This window comes from Microbacterium sp. NPDC055910 (assembly GCF_042271185.1).
GTDB lineage: Bacteria > Actinomycetota > Actinomycetes > Actinomycetales > Microbacteriaceae > Microbacterium.
Map to the genome: position 1 here is coordinate 15,223 of NZ_JBHJZS010000010.1, position 16,172 is coordinate 31,394.

Below are 16,172 nucleotides of genomic sequence, written 5' to 3' on the forward strand. Positions count from 1 at the left end.
TCGAGGTCGATCTTTCACGGTCGGAAGGGCACGAATGTGCGTGCGGAAGGTGGGACTCGAACCCACACGCCCGGAGGCACAGGAACCTAAATCCTGCGTGTCTACCAGTTCCACCACTCCCGCGAGTGAGATAAGTCTACTGACGCGCGCCGACGTCGCACGGGGTGCTGACCCCCGGATCTCAGTGCTTGATTCCGAAGAGGAAGTAGGTCGCCGGACCGATCCAATTCACGAGGATCGCGGGCACCCAGGCAGGTTTGGGGCCGCGCACCTCGCGCTTGTCGCGGTGTGCCAGATCCCAGAAGGCGAGGAACGCGAAGGCCACCTGCACGATCGCGAGTAACCCGAGCGCACCGCGCGCGGGAAGGGGAAGGTTCTTCTCGACGGACATGGGTTTCCTTTCCCTGGATGTCTCCATCCTGCCTGCCGATCGCCGCCATCACCAGAAGTGCGTGCTGTGGATAACTTCGCCGCGCCGATCGAGCCGCTTGCGAGGATGCTCCGGTGAGTTCCATCGTCGCCCCTGCCGCCCCCGCGGAGCGCGCCGCGCCTGCCGCCGTGCTGGTCGCCGAGCGCGTGCGCGAGCGCTTGCGGCGCGCGCAGAGCGACCCCTCGCGTGACCCGGAGTTCGCCGCGCGCGTCGCGCGAGACGAAGTCCGCCGTCACAACGATTTCGCGCTCGCCCGCGGACTCGTGCCCGTCGACGACGAGGCGGCGTGCGCGCGCGAGGCGCTCGCCGCCGTCGCGGGCTACGGTCCGCTGCAGGCCTATATCGACGACCCGACGGTCGAAGAGCTGTGGGTGAACGCTCCCGACCGCATCTTCGTCGCGCGGGGCGGGGTGTCCGAGCGTGTGCCGCTCGCACTGACCGACACGGTCGTGCGCGACCTCGTCGAGCGGATGCTGCACGCTTCGGGCCGCCGTATCGACCTGTCGCAGCCCTTCGTCGACGCTTCACTGCCGGACGGCAGCCGGCTGCATGTCGTCATCCCGGACATCACACGTCGGCACTGGGCGCTCAATCTGCGGAAGTTCCTGCCCGCGTTCCGCGACCTGGCCGGTCTCGTCGCGTCTGGAGCCCTGCGGCCGGAGGGCGCGCGGCTTCTCACGGATGCGATGCGTGCGGGGCGCAGCATCCTCGTCTCGGGAGCCACGCACGCGGGCAAGACGACCCTGCTCGGCGCGCTGATCGCGGCCTGTCCGCCCGGGCACCGGATCGTCACGGTCGAGGAGACCTTCGAGCTCGCCGTGGACGCTCCCGACCTCGTCGCGCTGCAGGGTCGGCAGCCGAGTCTCGAGGGCACGGGCGAGGTGACGCTGCGACGTCTCGTGAAGGAGGCGCTGCGGATGCGCCCAGACCGGCTCGTCGTCGGCGAGGTGCGCGATGCCGAGGCGCTCGATCTCGTCTTGGCGTTGAACACGGGGGTTCCCGGTACCGCGACGATCCACGCCAATTCGGCGCGCGAGGCGCTCACGAAGCTCGTCGCGCTCCCGCTGCTGGCCGGGCGCAACATCGACGCGGGCTTCGTGATGCCGGCGGTGGCGGGCTCGGTCGACCTCGTCGCGCATTGCGTGCGGGATGCCGGGGGTCGCCGTCGCGTCGCCGAGATCATCGCGCCGACGGGTGTCGAGGGCGGGCTCATCGCCGCGCGGACGCTGTATCGGGCGGACCAGTCATGACCGTCGTGCTCGGTGCGAGCCTCGCGGCCGGGATGCTGCTCGCGCTGTCGCCGTGGCTCTGGCCGGACGGCATCCGTCGATCGCCCGCTGCCGAGAGGACGCGCATCACGCGACTGCTCGAGGAGGCGGGGCTCGGACGGGTCGCCCCGTGGCAGCTCGCGGCGGTGTCGGTGTGCGCGGCATCGCTCGGCGGCGCCGTCGCGTGGCTCGTCGTTCCGGTCGCACCGCTCGCCGTCATCGCCGCGGGAGCGGGCGGGTTCGCGCCGGTCGTGGCGGTGCGCGCGCAGCGGACTCGGCGGCAGCGTTCCCGGCGCCGCCTCTGGCCCGATGTGTGCGATCTGCTCATCGCCTCCGTGCGTGCCGGCATGTCGCTGCCCGACGCCGTCGCGAGCCTCGCGGACTGCGCCCCCATCGAGCTGCGCGCCGGGTTCTCGGCGTACCGGCGCGACCTGGCGGCATCCGGTCACTTCGATTCGAGCGCGCGGCAGCTCAAGGCCGCGCTGGCCGACCCCGTCGCCGACCGCATCGTCGAAACGCTGCGGATGGCCCGCCAGGTCGGCGGCACCGAGCTCGGACCCGTGCTGCGTTCGCTCGCCGCATCGGTGCGCGCCGATGCGGCGCTGCGCGCCGAGGTCGAGGCGCGGCAGTCGTGGATCCGGGGTGCGGCGGTGCTCGGCGTCGCGGCGCCGTGGGTCATTCTGACGCTGCTCGCGATGCGGCCCGAGGGGGCGAGCGCCTACGCGAGCGCGGAAGGCGTCGTGCTCGTGGTCGCGGGAGCCGTCGTCTCGGTCATCGCATACCGGGTGATGCTGCGCATGGGGCGCCTCGCCGAGCCGCGGCGGTGGTTCGCATGAGCGCCGTGACCGATGTCGCCGTCGCCGTCGTCCTGGGCGCGGGTCTCGGCGTCGGAGTGTGCCTGCTCGTCGCCGTCGCCCCGCGCTGGGGAGCGATGTCTCTCGCACAGCGTGTCGGGCCGTATATCCGGGACGTGACCGACCCGCGCGGCACGACCGTGCCGGCGGCGCCGGACCTGTTCGCGCTGTGGCGAGCGGCGCAGATGCGGTTCGCGCGTGCCGTCGGGGGTGCGTCGTCGCTCGAACGGCGGCTGCGGCAGGCGGATTGGGCGATGGATGCCGCGATGTTCCGCGGGCGTCAGCTGACCTGGGGGATCGTCGGTGTCGGCCTCGGCGGCGTGCTCATGGTCGGACTCGCGCTCGTCGGCCGTGCCTCGGCGAGCGCGTGGATCCTGCCGCCCGTGGTCGGGCTCGTCGCCGTCGTCGTGTGCGACGTCGTGCTGACCCGTGCCGCGCGCGCCCGCGTCGCGCGGCTCGAAGAGGAGCTGCCGACCCTGTGGGAATTCCTCGCGCTGTGCCTGTCGGCGGGCGAGGGCATCCTCGATTCGCTCCGACGTGTCGGCGACATCGGTGCGGGGGACATGTCCGCCGAGGTGCGCGGCGTCGTCCTCGCGGTGGGGACGGGGTCGTCGCTGCCGGAATCGCTGGCGCGTCTGTCGGAGCGACTCGACGTGCCCGCGCTCTCACGCGGGGTCGACCATCTCATCGCCGCGATCGAGCGCGGCGCGCCCCTCGCGCATGTGCTGCACGCGCAGGCGCTCGACGCGCGCGAGGACGCCAAGCGCGGCCTGCTCGAACGCGCGGCGCGCAAGGAGATCGTCATGCTCCTGCCGCTCGTCTTCTTGATCCTGCCGCTCAGTGTGATCTTCGCCGTCTTCCCCGGGGTGTTCATGCTCCGACTCGGAATCGGCTGACCCGTAGGAAAGGACTCTCATGCGATACCTCTTCACCCGTGCGCACGCCGCACTGCAGGACCTCCGCGACGACGAGCGCGGCGATGTGCCCGGCTGGGTGCTCATCACCCTCATGACGGCCGGACTACCAGTGTCGACAGTGAGTGGGTAATTCCCGGCCTGACTATACGCCGCGGGGCATCCGGATCCCGAGCAAAGCACCCCCCGGCCAGCACAAATCGAAGACTGACGCGCCTGGCGACGCTCTCCGTCCTCACGAGTGAGCGAGGTCCGGGAGGATCGCGGCCTTCAAGCACACAGAGCGACGTCCTCGGATACGTTATGGCTAGTCAGCGCGAATGCCGGATAGCCAGACTGGGGAGATGGATGCACGTACAAACGAGGTCAATATGGGTGAGCGTCGCGAGCGGTGTCGGCGCTGTTGCTCTCATCGTCGGGCTCAGTGCGTGCAGCGCGGCGAGCAGGTCGGCGACGGCAGAATCCGCCAAGCCGAGTAGCCTCGCCACGCAGACTGCGACGCCAACGCCAACGCCAACGCCACCTACGCTGGACCTCGTCACCTTCAGCCTCGAGTGTCGCTATGAGGATCCGAGCCTCTACGACTGGAAGAAGGTTGGCTCCAGTCCTAGTGACGCGATTGTTCGGCTGAGCTTCGCATCCTTCCGCGATGCGTGGGCAGCCGCCAAGCCATTCGACAGCTGCGAGGCCACGCCTTCTGGAGGTCAGGACTATGGCGCAGAGCAGGTGGCAGCTGCCAAGGCAGCGGGCTATAGCGACCTGAGTCATCTGAAGTACCTCTACGCGCTCTGTGGGGCAACCTCCGGCTTCTACGTGACCAACGGGCCAGTCAGCGATGCGCAGCAGGCCGAGATAGCGGGGATGCTCGTTATTTGTCCCGACTTCCCCGGCGCTGACGCGTTGCGAGCCGCATCGGCTCAAGCGACACAGGCGGAACAGGAACGCGCGGCCGGCACTCGGTTTTGGGGCGCGGGCGTTTACGTCGTCGGTCAGGATGTGCAACCTGGCACCTACCAGGCGAGTGGCTCCATCAAGAATTGTTACTGGGCTCGCCTGGACTCAGCCGGTAACACGATCGACAACAACTTCATCCCTGCAGCGACCCAGGTCCAACTCACGGTAGCAACGTCGGACTATTCATTGGATATCCAGGGTGGTTGCGGCGAATGGGTACGGATCGGATAGCATGTCCGATTTCCGCTAGTCTGCGAGTGTGAACGCGTGACAGGTAGCGGACAGATCGGTATGACAAAAGTGGGCACACGAGGCGACGCGATGCAGAGAGCGGCGCAGGCATGGCACCTTCGCGTGCTCGGCAAGACATGGGCTGAGATCGCCGAAGCGGTCGGCTTCGCCAATGACGCCAACGCGATACGCGCCGTTCGGCGCTTCGTGGGTCGCCTTCCGGAGCCGAGTGCCGACGAGGCGCGCACGGTCTGGCGCGAGCGCATGGAGTACCTCTGGAGCGTTGCCGCCAGGGACGCCGCTGCAGGCCGCCCAGGCGCCCTCAGGGCGGGCGTGGCGGTCGCGGATAGGGCGTCGAAGCTTGACGGCCTAGATGCGCCCCAGCGGTTCGCCGTGACCCCAAACGAGGCTGAGTTGAATCGGCTTGTCGACATGCTGGTGGCGAGAAGCGGCCACGAAGAGATCTCGGATGCTGAGGTGATCGATCTCGACATCGTCCCGGCGATCGAGGCGCTCGAAAGCGACATTCGAGGCTGGGATGATGCCGACGGGGACGACGAGCGCTAGGCGTCGCCGTCCCCGCTTGCAGGTGCTCGGCCTACCCACCGAGACCCCCGTTTGTGACCCATCCCGCGGCGCGGGCGGCCTCAGCCTCCGCCTGGGCGCGTTCGGCTTCGATCGCGGCCCAGACAGCCTCTTGCGCTTCGCGGTGCTCGCGTCGTGCGCGCTCGGCATACTCGTTCCGGATCTGCGGATCCGTGACGGTACTCGGCCATGTCATGCGCGCTCGGTCCTTGATGGCTTCGAGTGCCGCCGGAGCGTATTGCCACGGCTGGTCGGTGCCGCTGTGGTCGTCGCCCGTGAGGTCGATGTATGCCCGGATGCCGAGTCCGTCGCCATGGAATCCTGCCGCGCCCGACAGCGCTTCGAGCGCGCAGCGGCGTCGGCTGTCGCGATCAGTCGGCTTCCCTCGGCTTTCCCAGACAGCAGCGCACGCGCGGCAGAGGGGCGCGTCGCTGCCGTCGGCCCATGTCTCGGGCGATGATCGCCAGCCGATCGACTTCGAGACGCCGCACCAGGCGCACGCTCCGTTGACGCATCGTCGCGGCTCATGTTGGGCTCGTACGCGATCGATCGCCTTCCGCAGCACTTCGCGGTCGGCATCCGTGACGTGAGCCCACGGGCGCGGCTTCTTCGCTCGGTGCTGCACGTCCGCGTGGATCGGGTCAGGGTGACGCCGCTCGATGAGCAGCGATCTCCGCAGCGAGCCGAGCGCGGCGCCCGCGATCTCGTACGGCAACGGTTCGTTGCCGAGGATCTCGGCGACGATTCCGCTGGTCGTGGCGCAGCCATCATGCCTGCGGCGCCAGCCGCAGAGGGCGGGCAGGTTGTTGATCGCACGCTCGCTGTCGACGTGGTCGAACACAGATCGCTCTCCCTGGGGCGCCCATGAATTCACGTTCGCAGCGATTCCTTCCCCCTCGTTGACGACGGCGCCGCACGCACCACAAAGAGCGCGTGGAAGGCGTGCGCGACGCTCGTCGTCTGCGGCTAGTAGTGCGCGGGCTCGCTCTCGAACGGCTTGGCGTTCAGTGGGCACGTTCGGTTCCTTCCTTGCGGTCGCGGTCCTGGCGAGCGCGCTCGCGGCGAGCATCGAGGCGCTCGCCCTCGACAGGCACGGCGCCGAATCCGGTCAACCGGCTCGCGATCGACCCCGCCAGGTAGAAAGTGGTCGGGCCTTGGGAGAGGCGAACCGCCCAGCCACCGGCCACACCCTGATCGAGGGCTCGCTCCGCAATCTCCACGTCCACGCTTAGGAGATCGGCTAGGGCCTCTGCCGTCCACGCATCGACACCGGCGTCCGTGTCGCGGTTCTGGTTCGTCGTCTCGTTCATCGCTTCCTCTTCTTTCTGCTTGAGCCCTTGCGGGCAGGTAGCCGATCGCGGGTTGGCGGCCGGTAGGTCACTGGGTCGGGCGGCTGAATCTCAGTGATTTCGCCCCCACCTAGCCGGGAGTACAACTCACGAGATCCGCACGTAAGTCGCACGACACGACCGGCACGCACCTCGGACTCGAGCAGCCGGAACGCCTGCAGGTGCGTAATCCCCGCGGCGTCGGCCAGCGCGTGGAACGTCCACCCGACAAGGTGTTGCGTCTCGGTAGTCATCGTCCGCGCCTGATCTCGCGAGCCTCGTCGAGCCATTGGCCGGCCCACACTTCCCTGACCTGGACGCCTGCGGCGGCGAGAGCCTCGCGCACACTGATTGGAGTTGCCCGGCTCGGGTCGAGCCGACTGAGCACGAGTTTCAGCACGGAATCGAGACTCGTGCGGAGACCCTCGACGGCGTTGGGCGCGGGCGGCGGGGCAGGGGTGGGGTTCATGCGATGTCTCCTACGAGGCTGCAGATGGCAGCCGTTGCCGCCGGGTCGAGATACGCGGTCATTCGCCGAGGGGGATGCCCGACGATGCAACGGGTCGCGTGGATAAGTTCGCCGCGCGACTCATGTGTGACGCCAGCAACCGCGCCGCAGCCCGGGCAATGGCCGGTGAGGTTCGCGAGCACTCGGCGGCGCATGATCGCGGTGTAGATTCCCGGTGCGTCCTCGGTGAGCGTCTCGATCACGCACGCGACCGGCCCGAGTGACCAGATCGAGATGCCGCCCTCGTGGCGGACCTCGACGAGATCGTCGACTGTGGCGCTCCGATTGGCCTCGAACGCGTTCGATGTAGCGGCTTTCAGCCTGGCGATTGTCATGCGCTCACCTCCACGCCAGACGACGACCTGCCCCGACCTGCCCCGACCTGCCCCGGGGGGAGGTCAATGACCTGCCCTCCTACCCCCGTCCCTAGACGGGGGGAGGTCAGAATGCCGATTGGGGGATGACCTTCCCCGATCGACGGGGGTAGGTCGCCCTCCCGGTATGGCTGCACGAGCGAGTGACAGCGGGCATTGCGCGAGCCGATCGAGATAGTGACGTTGCCCCTGTCCACAAGGGCGGCGATCGCGCGCGCCGCGTATCTCTTGTTGCCGCCAATGGCGGAGATGAGCCGAGCACCTGTGAGCGGCTCGATCGAGTCTTCGAGCGCACGTGATGCTCGCTCCATGAGCGTCGTCGGCTCAAATGCTCCCGAGATCGTCGCGACGGCATCCGGGGCGGCGAGCGTGAGACGCACGGTGCCGCCCTCGGGAGTGACATGCAGCAGAGCGACCTTCTGCCCGCGCGCATACGTGCCGTGCCGGTCCTTGGCAGTTACCAGCTTGGCGGCGCCTGCCTTCTCCCGCGAGAACGCACTCACGATCTCCTGCAGGTACTGAGCGCCGTCGATGGCGGCCCGCTTGCGCTGAGAGCCGATCGGCCATAGATCGTCGGCTGAGGACTTTGGCATGTGGTCGAGGATGAGCACGGCCGGCCCCGTGGCGGCGATCCGCTTTGGCGCCTCGCGGAACCATGCCGCGATCTCTTCGTCAGCGTTCGGATTCGCCCCCTCCAGCGAGAGCGATTCGCCGGTCGAGTCGATCACCACGAGAGCGGCATCCATCTTCTGGAGCGACGAGAGGAAGCGATCCGCGCCGACGTGGAAGCGGCTCTCAGGGTGGTGGTAGTGGAAGCGTTCCACGATGTGTCGCGGCTCCACTCCGAGCGCCAGCAGCCGCCCCACGATGTCGGCAGCGGAGTCCTCCAGGTCGACGTAGGCGACATGGCGGCCGTCGGCGAGCAGTTGCGCGGCGGCGAGTAGCGCAGTCCAGGACTTGCCTGCGCCCGAGTCCCCGTGGATGCCGTTGACCTTGCCCGGATAGAGCAGCGCTTGACCGTCTTCGCGCGTCAAGATCGACGGCGCGGCGGTCTCGACCGTCCCGTCGAGCAGTCCCGCGACGAGGTCCTCGAGCGGGATCTCGCCCCAATCCTCGCCCGCCTCGACAGTTGGTACGAGATCCTCGACGAGATCGTCGAGACTGCCGCCCGCGACGTAGAGGTCGGCGCTGTCCAGCAGCCCGCTCGCATCTCCGAACGTCGGCGGGGTACGCCAAACCTTGACTTCGGCGGCAACCCCGTCCAGCCGCGCCACCAGGGCGCGCAGCGCCCTTTCTCCAGGCTCGTCGGCGTCCGGGCAGATCACGACGGTACGGCCCGCGAGCGGGGAGAGGTCCACCTTGCCGACTCCGCCAGACCCGCCAGGCCATGTCGCCGCGCAGGTCGCCCCCATCCTCACGAGCGCATCCGCCGCCTTCTCGCCCTCGGCGAGCAGCACGACGGCAGATTCTGCGATCGGCCTCGATCCCTCTGGAATCCAGAGGGCCGTCGTCGTGGGCGTTCTTGTCTGCGAGATCCGTTTACCTTGCGGCGTCCGCGTCCGGGTGACGAAATGACCGGCGCCGTAGTTATACCGCGCGCGGCCGTCTGCATCGAACAGCTCCGCGAGCTGCAGCCCGAGCGCGTCGGCGATCTCGGCTTCGGAGCATGCCTGCGACCAGCAGCGCACGAGCACGCCCTGGTCGCCGCGAGCAACCGACAGGTTCAGATCGTCGCCGCCGTGCGCGGGGCACTGCGCTCGCGCCCTGTCGCGGCCGTGGGTTCGCATCTTCCAGCCGCCCGCGCTGAGCGCGGCTGTAACGCGCTCATACGCGGCGGATCGAGTCATGCGATCACCTCGCGCTCGTTGGCGTCTACAGCGGCTTCGGGCGGCTCGTGCGCAGCAGTCCGCGCACGCTCGCGGGCGGCATCACGAGCCTGCTGGATCTCGGTTTGCGCTCGGTAGAATCGATCGAGGCGGGTCATGCTGCACTGCCGCGGAGTCGGGCGGCGAGCGCCTCGGCTTGCTCATCGCTGAGCGCGGGAGCGTCCGCGAGTGCGCGGTCGATGGCGGCGGCGATGTTCGCGGCGGCGAGATCTCGGCGGGCCGTGGTCAGCGCCGGGTCAGTCCGGGAGCGTGACCGGGAGAGCGCGGCGACCTTCGCACGCGCGGGCATCGTGTCGGGTATTGACAAGGAACGCCTCCAACGGGGAGCGGAGGGCATTGCCCTCGCACGTTGCCCCCGTTGAGAGGCGTGGATGATGCGGTTTGCTTAGACCGGCCCACAACTGCCGGTGTGCTTCAAAGTCTAGTTGCTACCGGGCGATGCGGCGGCAATGAGATCCGCGAGCGCGATCCGCGTGTCGCCCCGATCTGCGAACGGTGCGAGCAGTGCGTTCATGGTTGACTGGCGCACTTGCAAGGAGAGCGCGCACCGCGGACACTGCAGCGTGAGCGTGTCGTGAGAGTCGCCGTCGAACGGCAGATAGGGCTGGACGGTGCTGGCCTTCACGATCGCCTCAGAGGCGCCCTGGAGCCCCCAGAACGGTCTAGGGTTCACAGGCTCGCCGTTGGCGTTCACCGTCGGCCACGCCTCGCCGAGGGTTCCGCGGGTGCCGAACCTCGCGACGGTCGATCGCTTGTGGCCGGTGGCGCACGACACCTTGATCGACGTCATCCGATGGCCTCGGCGTTCGCATCGAGCCAATCGAACTGCAGCCGCCGCAGGTCCACGATCGGCTTACCCTCGGCGTCCAGCGGGCGTCGACCGGGTCGAGATTTGTTGACCGTCACCTGCAGCCCGAGATCCTCGATGACGCGCCGTTTGTTGAGCACTGAGAGACCCTTCCAGCGGGTTGGGATCGAGCGGGCGAGCGCCAGATCGGTCAGCGGCGATTCCTTGCGCATCGCGGCCAGTCGACCGGCGAGAGCATCGATCCGGGCCGACAGATCTGCCGCCTGCTGGCGAGCCTTGCGGCGGTCCAGGATGCCTTCGGCGAGAAGATCGGTCACATCCTCTCGCCGCTTGCGCAGCGCGGCGATCTCAGCCTGTAGCGGCGCAGTATCTGGGACGTGGCGCAGCGCGTGGAGGACCTTCTTATCAGCCAGACGTGCGAGCACGATGCCCTCCACGACTGGCTCCACGTCTGCCCCGCGCATACTGACACACCAATTGGTCGTGCATGCGTAGACCTGATGCCCGCGATCGGGGCGCGCGAGCATCCGAGATCCGCAGACTCCGCAGGTCAGCATTCCACTCAGAAGATGTCGCGTCGTCGTGCTCCAGGCGCCCTTACGCCTGCGACCGACGCGGGTCTCGACGTAATCGCTCCAGGTGCGCTCATCGATTAGCGGCACCCACGACGGGGGAGCATCGACGCGATCACCCTGATAGGTCACGATGCCCGCGTAGTGATCGTTCCGCAGAATCTGGCCTACGCGCTTCATCGACCAGGCGCCATCGAACGTCGGCACGTCGCGCTCTGTCAGGTCCGCGGCGATCGCATAGAGCGACTCGCCCGCGATGTATCGCCGGTACAACTCGCGCACAATCTCAGCCTCAGCCTCGACGATCTCGACCCGGCCGTCGCGGCGCTCATACCCGTACGGGCGGCGTGAGAACTGCCAGTGTCCCCGCTCCGCTCGCGCCACGTTCGCCGCGCGCTGGCGCTCTGCCTTCTGCTCGCCTTCGTACTGCGACCACGCGGCTACAGTGCGCCCGACCGCGCGGCCAGCCGGGGTCGAAAGCTCCAGCGTCGAGGACACGACAAAGTGCACGCCGACGCCGAGATCGATCACCTTCTCTAGGTCGCTCGTGAGGCGCAGCAATCTGTCCTGGTGCCAAGCGATGATCGCCTCGGGCCGCGCCTTCAGCATCGCCTCGAAAGCGGGGCGGACCTTCCCACTCGTCGCGGACATGTCATTGTCGCGGTAGACCTTCTCGACGGCGAGCCCGAGTCGCTTCGCGAGCGCGCGGCACTCACGTTCCTGCGTCTCGACTTTCGTCGTGCTCCCATCGCGCGCCTGCGAGATCCGGACGTAGATGACGCACGAGTCCGGCCCATCGAGTAGCGCGGCAGAGCGTCGAGGCTTCGTTCCCATGCCATCCACAATACACCAACTAGGTCGTGACCGGTCTGGTCGTCGTGATCTGGGCGCTCGCCGGGCCCGCGCTCGCGGGGCTGTTCGAGCAGGCGATCTCGCGTGTCGCCGGGTTCTGATGCGCGGCATCCGCTCTCGCCTCGTCGCGGCGTTGCGCGATGACGGGGGATCGGCGCCGGTCGAGTTCGTGCTCGTCGGGGTGCTGCTGACGGCGCTCACGCTCGGCGTGCTGCAGTTCGGGCTCGCGGTGTACGTGCGCAACGTCGTGCACGACGCGGCGGTCGAGGGGGCGTACCACGCGGCGCTCGCCGACACGACCGCCCTCGACGGTGAGCGTCGCACCCGCGAGATTCTCACGCGCACGGTCGGAGGCGGCTACGCGACCGACGTGCGGGCGAGCGCGGTCCGCACCCTCGGCCACGACACCGTCGCCGTGACGGTGCGCGCGACGCTGCCCCTCATCGGGCTGTGGGGCGCGCCCGGGATGCTGGAGGTGACGGCGCATGCGCCCCTCGAGTCGTTCGGGTGAGGTCGACGACCCCGAGCGCGGCTCGGCGGCGCTGGAGTTCATCCTGGTCGGTGTCGTCCTGCTCGTGCCGGTGCTCTACCTCGTGGTGGCGCTGGGCATGATCCAGGCGCAGTCGCTCGGCGCCGAGGCCGCGGCGCGGCACATCGCGCGCGCGATCTCGACGGCGGATGGTGCGACGGATGCCGGTGCGCGCGCGGATGCCGTGCTCGATGCCGTCGTGCGCGAGTACGGCATGGACGCCGAGCGCGTGCAGGTCTCGATCGCGTGTGCGCCCGCCGTCGTGCCGTGCCCCGCGCCGGGTGCGACCGTCGTGGTGTCGTTGCGCACGACGGTGCCCTTGCCGTTCGCGCCGTCTGTGCTCGGGCTCGATCGCGTCGCCGCCGTGCCGGTCGAGGCGAGCGCGGTGCAGAAGGTCTCGCGGTTGTGGGGTGCACCGTGATCGGGTGGCTGCGATGCCGTCTCGCCCGCGACGACCAGGGCAGCGTGCTGCTCCTCACGATCGGGTACGCGCTGCTCGCCGCCGTCACGGTGTTCGTGTGCGTCGACGCCACGAGCTTGTATCTCGCGCAGAAGCGGCTCGACGCGATCGCGGATGCCGCCGCTCTCGCCGGCGCAGACGGCTTCACGCTCGAGATCTCGGGCGCTGAGCCGGTCGCGCGCCTGACCTCCGATGACGTGTACGCGCAGGCATCCGCTCTTCTCGACGTCGTCGCGAGCGACGCGCGCGTGGTGTCGGCGGCGACGCCCGACGGTGTCTCGGCGCGGGTGACGGTGGCGGGGGCGTGGCATCCGCCGGTCTTCACGCTCTTCGTGCCCGAGGGGGTGCCGTTGCAGGCCACCGCGACGAGTCGGACGGCGTTGCGCTGACGGACGGGTTCGGGGCGGATCGTGGCGCCGACACGCCGCCGGGCTGGGCGTGTCGGCTCGGAGATCCGCCCCGAATCCGTCAGCGTGGACGATGGCGAGGTGCGACGCCCCGCCGCGCGAAAGGAGTGCCGACGTGGCGGTGTACCTGAAGTACCGACAGATCTCGCAGGACGCGACCTCGGCCGAGTACGAGATCCAGACGAGCCCGACGGACGCGGATCCGCTGCGGGTGCGCGTGTCGGCGGCGGAGGACGCTCCACCGCCGGTCGTCGCGGGGGAGCGGATCGCGGCGAACAAGGCGATCCGGCAGATCCTGCAGCGTCACGTGACGGAAGGGGCCTGGCCGAAGGGCGGGATGATCCAGAGCTAGGCCGGACCGCGGCGAGTTCGCCCTCTGACCGCGCCGCGGCGAATCACTCGATCGGCAGGTGCCGGACGAAGATCGAGCTGTATCCCGCGTCCTCGATCATCGCGCGCAGCCGGTTCGCGTCGGCGGCCCGCTGCACGAACCACGTCACCGGGTAGCCCTGGCGCACCGCGTTCTGCAGCCCGGCACTGTCGCGATACGCCCCTTCCAAGCCGCCCTCGACTGGGCCCGCTCCGTCGAACTGCCGGGTGTAGTCCGCGATCGTCCAGACCAGGTGCCCGTCGACGAACCCGTCGAAGTCGTACGACAGACCGTTCATGGGGTCCTCGACGCGGTACTGGATTCCCTTCGGGTAGCCGGTGCAGGCCACCTTGTAGTCCTCGTCGGCGAGATGGTGCTGTTCGGACATCGAGCTCCTCCGTTTCGGCGGCGGGTCATCCGATGCTACGACGGCGTGAAGCGCGGCACCCAGCGGATGAAGGCGAGTGCGCCGATGAGACCGACGACGCCGATCACGCCGGTCGCGACCGAGAGGGATGCCGCGGCGGCGACGCCCGACACCACGAGGGGCGCGACCGCGCCGCCCGCATCGGTGAGCGTGCGCCAGGAGCCGAGGAACGGTGCGGGATCGGTCTTGGGGGCGGCATCCGCCCCCAGTGTGAGCAGGATGCCGCTGGAGAGGCCGTTGCCGACGCCGAGGACGGCGGCGAAGAGCGCGAACCACATCGCCGACTGCTCGAGGTCGTGGGTGAACGACAGCGCGACGAAGCCGGCGCCCATGAGGATCATGGCCGGGAGCGCGGCCCACAGGCGTCCGAAGCGGTCCATCACCTGACCGCTCGCGTAGAACAGGGCGAAGTCGATCGCGCCCGACACCCCGACGACCAGCGCGATCGTCTGCGCGTCGAGACCGATCGAGTAGCCCCACAACGGCAGCACGACCTGGCGCGCCGAACGGACGGCCGAGAGGGATGCCGCGGCGCTGCCGAGTCGGGCGAGAACCCCTCGATAGCGCCACATCGTGCGGAACACCCCGATGGGCGCGGCGGTCGGGATCGAGCCGGTGACCGGCTCGCCGGTGTCCTCGACGATGGCGGGGTCGGCGAGCGGCGCCGGAGAGACGGGCGCGAACTGCTTCTCGGGGTCGGGCCCCAGAAGCACGAGCAGGACCGTCGCGACGAGGCACGCCGCGAAGAGCCAGATCGCGGCGTGCTCGTCACCGAAGATCGCCAGGAGCGCGGCGGCGGCGAACGGGCCGATGAACATGCCGAAGCGGAACGTCCCGCCCAGCAGCGAGAGTGCTCGCGCGCGGAAGGCGATCGGCACCCGCGTCGTCATGAACGAGTGGCGTGCCAGGCCGAAGGCGGCGGCGCAGAAGCCGATCAGGAGGACCGCGAGCGCGAAGAGGCCGAGAGATGGGGCGAGTGCGAGCACGACGACCCCCGCGAGGGCCACCGTGCCGGCGATCGCCATCGTGAGCCGCTCGCCCATGCGCGCGACGGCCCAGCCTGCGGGAAGGTTTCCGCAGAGCTGTCCGACGACGAGAGCGGATGCCACGAGCGCGGCGGTCGCGAGATCGGCGCCCAGCTGCGCGGCGATGACCGGGATGAGCGGGATCACGGCGCCCTCGCCGAAGGCGAAGAGCACGGTCGGCGCATAGACCATGGGGCCGAACCGCCACAGCACGTCACGTGCGCGGACGGGGTCGGAGTGATCGGTCACGCCCATCCACGTTACTCTGGAGTGCCATGCTCGAACTCGATCTTTCCGACGACATCCAGGCGCTGCGTTCCACCTTCGACGACATTCGCGCCGTGGTGGACGTCGACGCACTCACCGGCGAGATTGCGCGCCTCAGCGAGGCCGCCGGCGCGCCCGACCTGTGGGACGACGTCGAGAAGGCGCAGAAGGTCACGAGCGCGCTCAGCCACCGCCAGTCCGAATACAAGCGCATCGCCGGCATCGAGCGGCGCCTCGACGACCTCGAGGTGCTCATCGAGCTCGCTCTCGAGATGGACGACGAGGACTCGGCCGACGAAGCCCGCAAGGAGCTCGCCGAGCTCGAGGGAGTCATCAGTCAGCTCGAGGTGCAGACGCTCCTCGACGGCGAGTACGACTCGCGCTCGGCCGTCGTCACGATCCGCTCCGGCGCGGGCGGCGACGATGCGACCGACTTCGCCGAGATGCTGCTGCGCATGTATCTGCGCTGGGCTGAGCGCCACAAGTACCCCGTCAAGGTCATGGACACGTCGTACGCCGAAGGCGCGGGCATCAAGTCGGCGACGTTCGAGGTCGACGCCCCGTATGCCTACGGCACGCTGTCGGTCGAGGCCGGCACGCACCGCCTCGCGCGAATCAGCCCCTTCGGATCGGCCGACAAGCGCCAGACCTCGTTCGCGGCGGTCGAGGTGATCCCGGTCATGGAAGAGGCCGTCGAGGTCGAGATCCCCGAGAACGACATCCGCGTCGACGTGTTCCGTTCGTCGGGCCCGGGCGGCCAGTCGGTCAACACGACCGACTCGGCGGTGCGACTCACGCACGTGCCGACGGGCATCGTCGTGTCGATGCAGAACGAGAAGTCGCAGATCCAGAACCGCGCTGCCGCCATGCGGGTGCTGCAGACGCGCCTGCTCCTGCTCAAGCGCGAAGAGGAAGCAGCGAAGAAGAAGGAGCTCGCCGGTGTCATCACCGCGAGCTGGGGCGACCAGATGCGGTCGTACTTCCTCTACGGGCAGCAACTCGTGAAGGATCTGCGCACCGGTTTCGAGGTCGGCAACCCGGCATCGGTGTTCGACGGAGAGCTCGACGGGCTCATCTCGGCCGGCATCCGCTGGCGCAAGCGCAAGGACGACGACGACTGACG

General features: G+C 69.0%; 23 protein-coding genes and 1 tRNA gene. 11 read left to right on the plus strand and 13 right to left on the minus strand.

Annotation, left to right across the window (positions count from 1 at the left end; genetic code table 11):
* Positions 1-41: 41 nt before the first annotated feature.
* Together ACFC3F_RS06570 and ACFC3F_RS06575 are read right to left on the minus strand one after the other, a co-directional pair.
* A tRNA-Leu gene (locus tag ACFC3F_RS06570) sits at positions 42-123 on the minus strand.
* 58 nt (positions 124-181) lie between these two features.
* Positions 182-391 (minus strand): PLDc N-terminal domain-containing protein, encoded by a 210-nt coding sequence (locus tag ACFC3F_RS06575; RefSeq protein ID WP_376127805.1) that lies wholly within the window; start codon positions 389-391, stop codon positions 182-184.
* A gap of 113 nt (positions 392-504) precedes the next feature.
* On the opposite strand from ACFC3F_RS06575, the gene ACFC3F_RS06580 reads away from it, so the two are divergent.
* The 6 genes from ACFC3F_RS06580 to ACFC3F_RS06605 all read left to right on the plus strand — a co-directional run bounded on the left by ACFC3F_RS06580 (position 505) and on the right by ACFC3F_RS06605 (position 5,218).
* Positions 505-1,680 (plus strand): CpaF family protein, encoded by a 1,176-nt coding sequence (locus ACFC3F_RS06580; protein WP_376127806.1) that lies wholly within the window; start codon positions 505-507, stop codon positions 1,678-1,680.
* A complete protein-coding gene (locus ACFC3F_RS06585) occupies positions 1,677-2,534 on the plus strand; it encodes a type II secretion system F family protein (RefSeq protein WP_376127808.1) in 858 nt (285 codons plus the stop codon). Before ACFC3F_RS06580 ends, ACFC3F_RS06585 begins: the two co-directional genes overlap by 4 nt.
* Positions 2,531-3,448, plus strand: coding sequence for a type II secretion system F family protein (locus ACFC3F_RS06590; RefSeq protein WP_376127810.1), 918 nt, complete (start codon positions 2,531-2,533; stop codon positions 3,446-3,448). The genes ACFC3F_RS06585 and ACFC3F_RS06590 overlap by 4 nt, the downstream gene beginning before the upstream one ends.
* Before the next feature lie 19 nt (positions 3,449-3,467).
* On the plus strand, positions 3,468-3,599 hold the full coding sequence (locus tag ACFC3F_RS06595; RefSeq protein ID WP_376127812.1) for a hypothetical protein: 132 nt from the start codon (positions 3,468-3,470) through the stop codon (positions 3,597-3,599).
* Positions 3,600-3,841: 242 nt separating this feature from the next.
* Positions 3,842-4,651 carry a hypothetical protein gene (locus ACFC3F_RS06600; RefSeq protein ID WP_376127814.1) on the plus strand — a complete coding sequence of 270 codons (810 nt, stop codon included), beginning with the start codon at positions 3,842-3,844 and terminating at the stop codon, positions 4,649-4,651.
* Between the two features lie 36 nt (positions 4,652-4,687).
* Positions 4,688-5,218 carry a hypothetical protein gene (locus ACFC3F_RS06605; RefSeq protein WP_376127815.1) on the plus strand — a complete coding sequence of 177 codons (531 nt, stop codon included), beginning with the start codon at positions 4,688-4,690 and terminating at the stop codon, positions 5,216-5,218.
* Between the two features lie 31 nt (positions 5,219-5,249).
* Here the strand turns inward: ACFC3F_RS06605 and ACFC3F_RS06610 are convergent, their stop codons facing one another.
* From ACFC3F_RS06610 to ACFC3F_RS06650, 9 genes are all read right to left on the minus strand, one after another.
* Positions 5,250-6,077: a hypothetical protein gene (locus ACFC3F_RS06610; protein ID WP_376127817.1), complete on the minus strand. Its 828-nt coding sequence runs from the start codon at positions 6,075-6,077 to the stop codon at positions 5,250-5,252.
* 163 nt (positions 6,078-6,240) lie between these two features.
* On the minus strand, positions 6,241-6,546 hold the full coding sequence (locus ACFC3F_RS06615) for a hypothetical protein (protein ID WP_376127819.1): 306 nt from the start codon (positions 6,544-6,546) through the stop codon (positions 6,241-6,243).
* 268 nt (positions 6,547-6,814) lie between these two features.
* Entirely contained in the window at positions 6,815-7,033 is a 219-nt protein-coding gene (locus tag ACFC3F_RS06620; protein ID WP_376127821.1) for a hypothetical protein, read from the minus strand.
* Positions 7,030-7,407 carry a hypothetical protein gene (locus tag ACFC3F_RS06625; RefSeq protein WP_376127823.1) on the minus strand — a complete coding sequence of 126 codons (378 nt, stop codon included), beginning with the start codon at positions 7,405-7,407 and terminating at the stop codon, positions 7,030-7,032. Before ACFC3F_RS06625 ends, ACFC3F_RS06620 begins: the two co-directional genes overlap by 4 nt.
* A complete protein-coding gene (locus ACFC3F_RS06630) occupies positions 7,404-9,293 on the minus strand; it encodes an AAA family ATPase (RefSeq protein WP_376127825.1) in 1,890 nt (629 codons plus the stop codon). Before ACFC3F_RS06630 ends, ACFC3F_RS06625 begins: the two co-directional genes overlap by 4 nt.
* A complete protein-coding gene (locus ACFC3F_RS06635; RefSeq protein ID WP_376127827.1) occupies positions 9,290-9,430 on the minus strand; it encodes a hypothetical protein in 141 nt (46 codons plus the stop codon). Before ACFC3F_RS06635 ends, ACFC3F_RS06630 begins: the two co-directional genes overlap by 4 nt.
* Positions 9,427-9,639 carry a hypothetical protein gene (locus tag ACFC3F_RS06640; protein ID WP_376127828.1) on the minus strand — a complete coding sequence of 71 codons (213 nt, stop codon included), beginning with the start codon at positions 9,637-9,639 and terminating at the stop codon, positions 9,427-9,429. Before ACFC3F_RS06640 ends, ACFC3F_RS06635 begins: the two co-directional genes overlap by 4 nt.
* Before the next feature lie 114 nt (positions 9,640-9,753).
* On the minus strand, positions 9,754-10,122 hold the full coding sequence (locus ACFC3F_RS06645) for a hypothetical protein (protein WP_376127830.1): 369 nt from the start codon (positions 10,120-10,122) through the stop codon (positions 9,754-9,756).
* Positions 10,119-11,546 carry a recombinase family protein gene (locus ACFC3F_RS06650; protein ID WP_376127832.1) on the minus strand — a complete coding sequence of 476 codons (1,428 nt, stop codon included), beginning with the start codon at positions 11,544-11,546 and terminating at the stop codon, positions 10,119-10,121. Before ACFC3F_RS06650 ends, ACFC3F_RS06645 begins: the two co-directional genes overlap by 4 nt.
* Positions 11,547-11,664: 118 nt before the next feature.
* Between ACFC3F_RS06650 and ACFC3F_RS06655 the strand changes: the two genes are divergently transcribed.
* The 4 genes from ACFC3F_RS06655 (at position 11,665) to ACFC3F_RS06670 (ending at position 13,312) form a co-directional block, all read left to right on the plus strand.
* Complete coding sequence (locus ACFC3F_RS06655; protein ID WP_376127834.1) at positions 11,665-12,075, plus strand: TadE/TadG family type IV pilus assembly protein; 411 nt, start codon at positions 11,665-11,667, stop codon at positions 12,073-12,075.
* Positions 12,050-12,514, plus strand: a complete 465-nt coding sequence (locus ACFC3F_RS06660; protein ID WP_376127836.1) for a TadE family protein — start codon at positions 12,050-12,052, stop codon at positions 12,512-12,514. The genes ACFC3F_RS06655 and ACFC3F_RS06660 overlap by 26 nt, the downstream gene beginning before the upstream one ends.
* The gene (locus tag ACFC3F_RS06665; RefSeq protein ID WP_376127838.1) at positions 12,511-12,942 is read left to right on the plus strand and encodes a pilus assembly protein TadG-related protein; all 432 of its coding nucleotides are present in this window, start codon (positions 12,511-12,513) and stop codon (positions 12,940-12,942) included. The genes ACFC3F_RS06660 and ACFC3F_RS06665 overlap by 4 nt, the downstream gene beginning before the upstream one ends.
* Before the next feature lie 133 nt (positions 12,943-13,075).
* Positions 13,076-13,312, plus strand: coding sequence for a hypothetical protein (locus ACFC3F_RS06670; protein WP_376127840.1), 237 nt, complete (start codon positions 13,076-13,078; stop codon positions 13,310-13,312).
* A gap of 43 nt (positions 13,313-13,355) precedes the next feature.
* On the opposite strand, the gene ACFC3F_RS06675 is transcribed toward ACFC3F_RS06670, so the two are convergent.
* Positions 13,356-13,718: a hypothetical protein gene (locus ACFC3F_RS06675; protein ID WP_376127842.1), complete on the minus strand. Its 363-nt coding sequence runs from the start codon at positions 13,716-13,718 to the stop codon at positions 13,356-13,358.
* A gap of 35 nt (positions 13,719-13,753) precedes the next feature.
* Positions 13,754-15,037 (minus strand): MFS transporter, encoded by a 1,284-nt coding sequence (locus ACFC3F_RS06680; RefSeq protein ID WP_376127843.1) that lies wholly within the window; start codon positions 15,035-15,037, stop codon positions 13,754-13,756.
* 20 nt (positions 15,038-15,057) lie between these two features.
* Between ACFC3F_RS06680 and prfB the strand changes: the two genes are divergently transcribed.
* Positions 15,058-16,170, plus strand: a complete 1,113-nt coding sequence (gene prfB / locus ACFC3F_RS06685) for a peptide chain release factor 2 (protein WP_376127845.1) — start codon at positions 15,058-15,060, stop codon at positions 16,168-16,170.
* The last annotated feature ends 2 nt before the right edge of the window (positions 16,171-16,172 follow it).

Excerpts from the sequence above, each read along its gene's own strand:
- ACFC3F_RS06675 (WP_376127842.1), bottom strand. The coding sequence starts at position 13,718 with ATGTCCGAACAGCACCATCTCGCCGACGAGGACTACAAGGTGGCCTGC.
- ACFC3F_RS06680 (WP_376127843.1), bottom strand. The coding sequence starts at position 15,037 with ATGGGCGTGACCGATCACTCCGACCCCGTCCGCGCACGTGACGTGCTG.
- ACFC3F_RS06630 (WP_376127825.1), bottom strand. The coding sequence starts at position 9,293 with ATGACTCGATCCGCCGCGTATGAGCGCGTTACAGCCGCGCTCAGCGCG.
- ACFC3F_RS06660 (WP_376127836.1), top strand. The coding sequence starts at position 12,050 with ATGCGCCCCTCGAGTCGTTCGGGTGAGGTCGACGACCCCGAGCGCGGC.
- ACFC3F_RS06615 (WP_376127819.1), bottom strand. The coding sequence starts at position 6,546 with ATGAACGAGACGACGAACCAGAACCGCGACACGGACGCCGGTGTCGAT.
- ACFC3F_RS06590 (WP_376127810.1), top strand. The coding sequence starts at position 2,531 with ATGAGCGCCGTGACCGATGTCGCCGTCGCCGTCGTCCTGGGCGCGGGT.
- ACFC3F_RS06645 (WP_376127830.1), bottom strand. The coding sequence starts at position 10,122 with ATGACGTCGATCAAGGTGTCGTGCGCCACCGGCCACAAGCGATCGACC.
- ACFC3F_RS06625 (WP_376127823.1), bottom strand. The coding sequence starts at position 7,407 with ATGACAATCGCCAGGCTGAAAGCCGCTACATCGAACGCGTTCGAGGCC.
- ACFC3F_RS06585 (WP_376127808.1), top strand. The coding sequence starts at position 1,677 with ATGACCGTCGTGCTCGGTGCGAGCCTCGCGGCCGGGATGCTGCTCGCG.
- ACFC3F_RS06635 (WP_376127827.1), bottom strand. The coding sequence starts at position 9,430 with ATGACCCGCCTCGATCGATTCTACCGAGCGCAAACCGAGATCCAGCAG.
- ACFC3F_RS06620 (WP_376127821.1), bottom strand. The coding sequence starts at position 7,033 with ATGAACCCCACCCCTGCCCCGCCGCCCGCGCCCAACGCCGTCGAGGGT.
- ACFC3F_RS06650 (WP_376127832.1), bottom strand. The coding sequence starts at position 11,546 with ATGGGAACGAAGCCTCGACGCTCTGCCGCGCTACTCGATGGGCCGGAC.
- ACFC3F_RS06595 (WP_376127812.1), top strand. The coding sequence starts at position 3,468 with ATGCGATACCTCTTCACCCGTGCGCACGCCGCACTGCAGGACCTCCGC.
- ACFC3F_RS06655 (WP_376127834.1), top strand. The coding sequence starts at position 11,665 with ATGCGCGGCATCCGCTCTCGCCTCGTCGCGGCGTTGCGCGATGACGGG.
- ACFC3F_RS06575 (WP_376127805.1), bottom strand. The coding sequence starts at position 391 with ATGTCCGTCGAGAAGAACCTTCCCCTTCCCGCGCGCGGTGCGCTCGGG.
- prfB (WP_376127845.1), top strand. The coding sequence starts at position 15,058 with ATGCTCGAACTCGATCTTTCCGACGACATCCAGGCGCTGCGTTCCACC.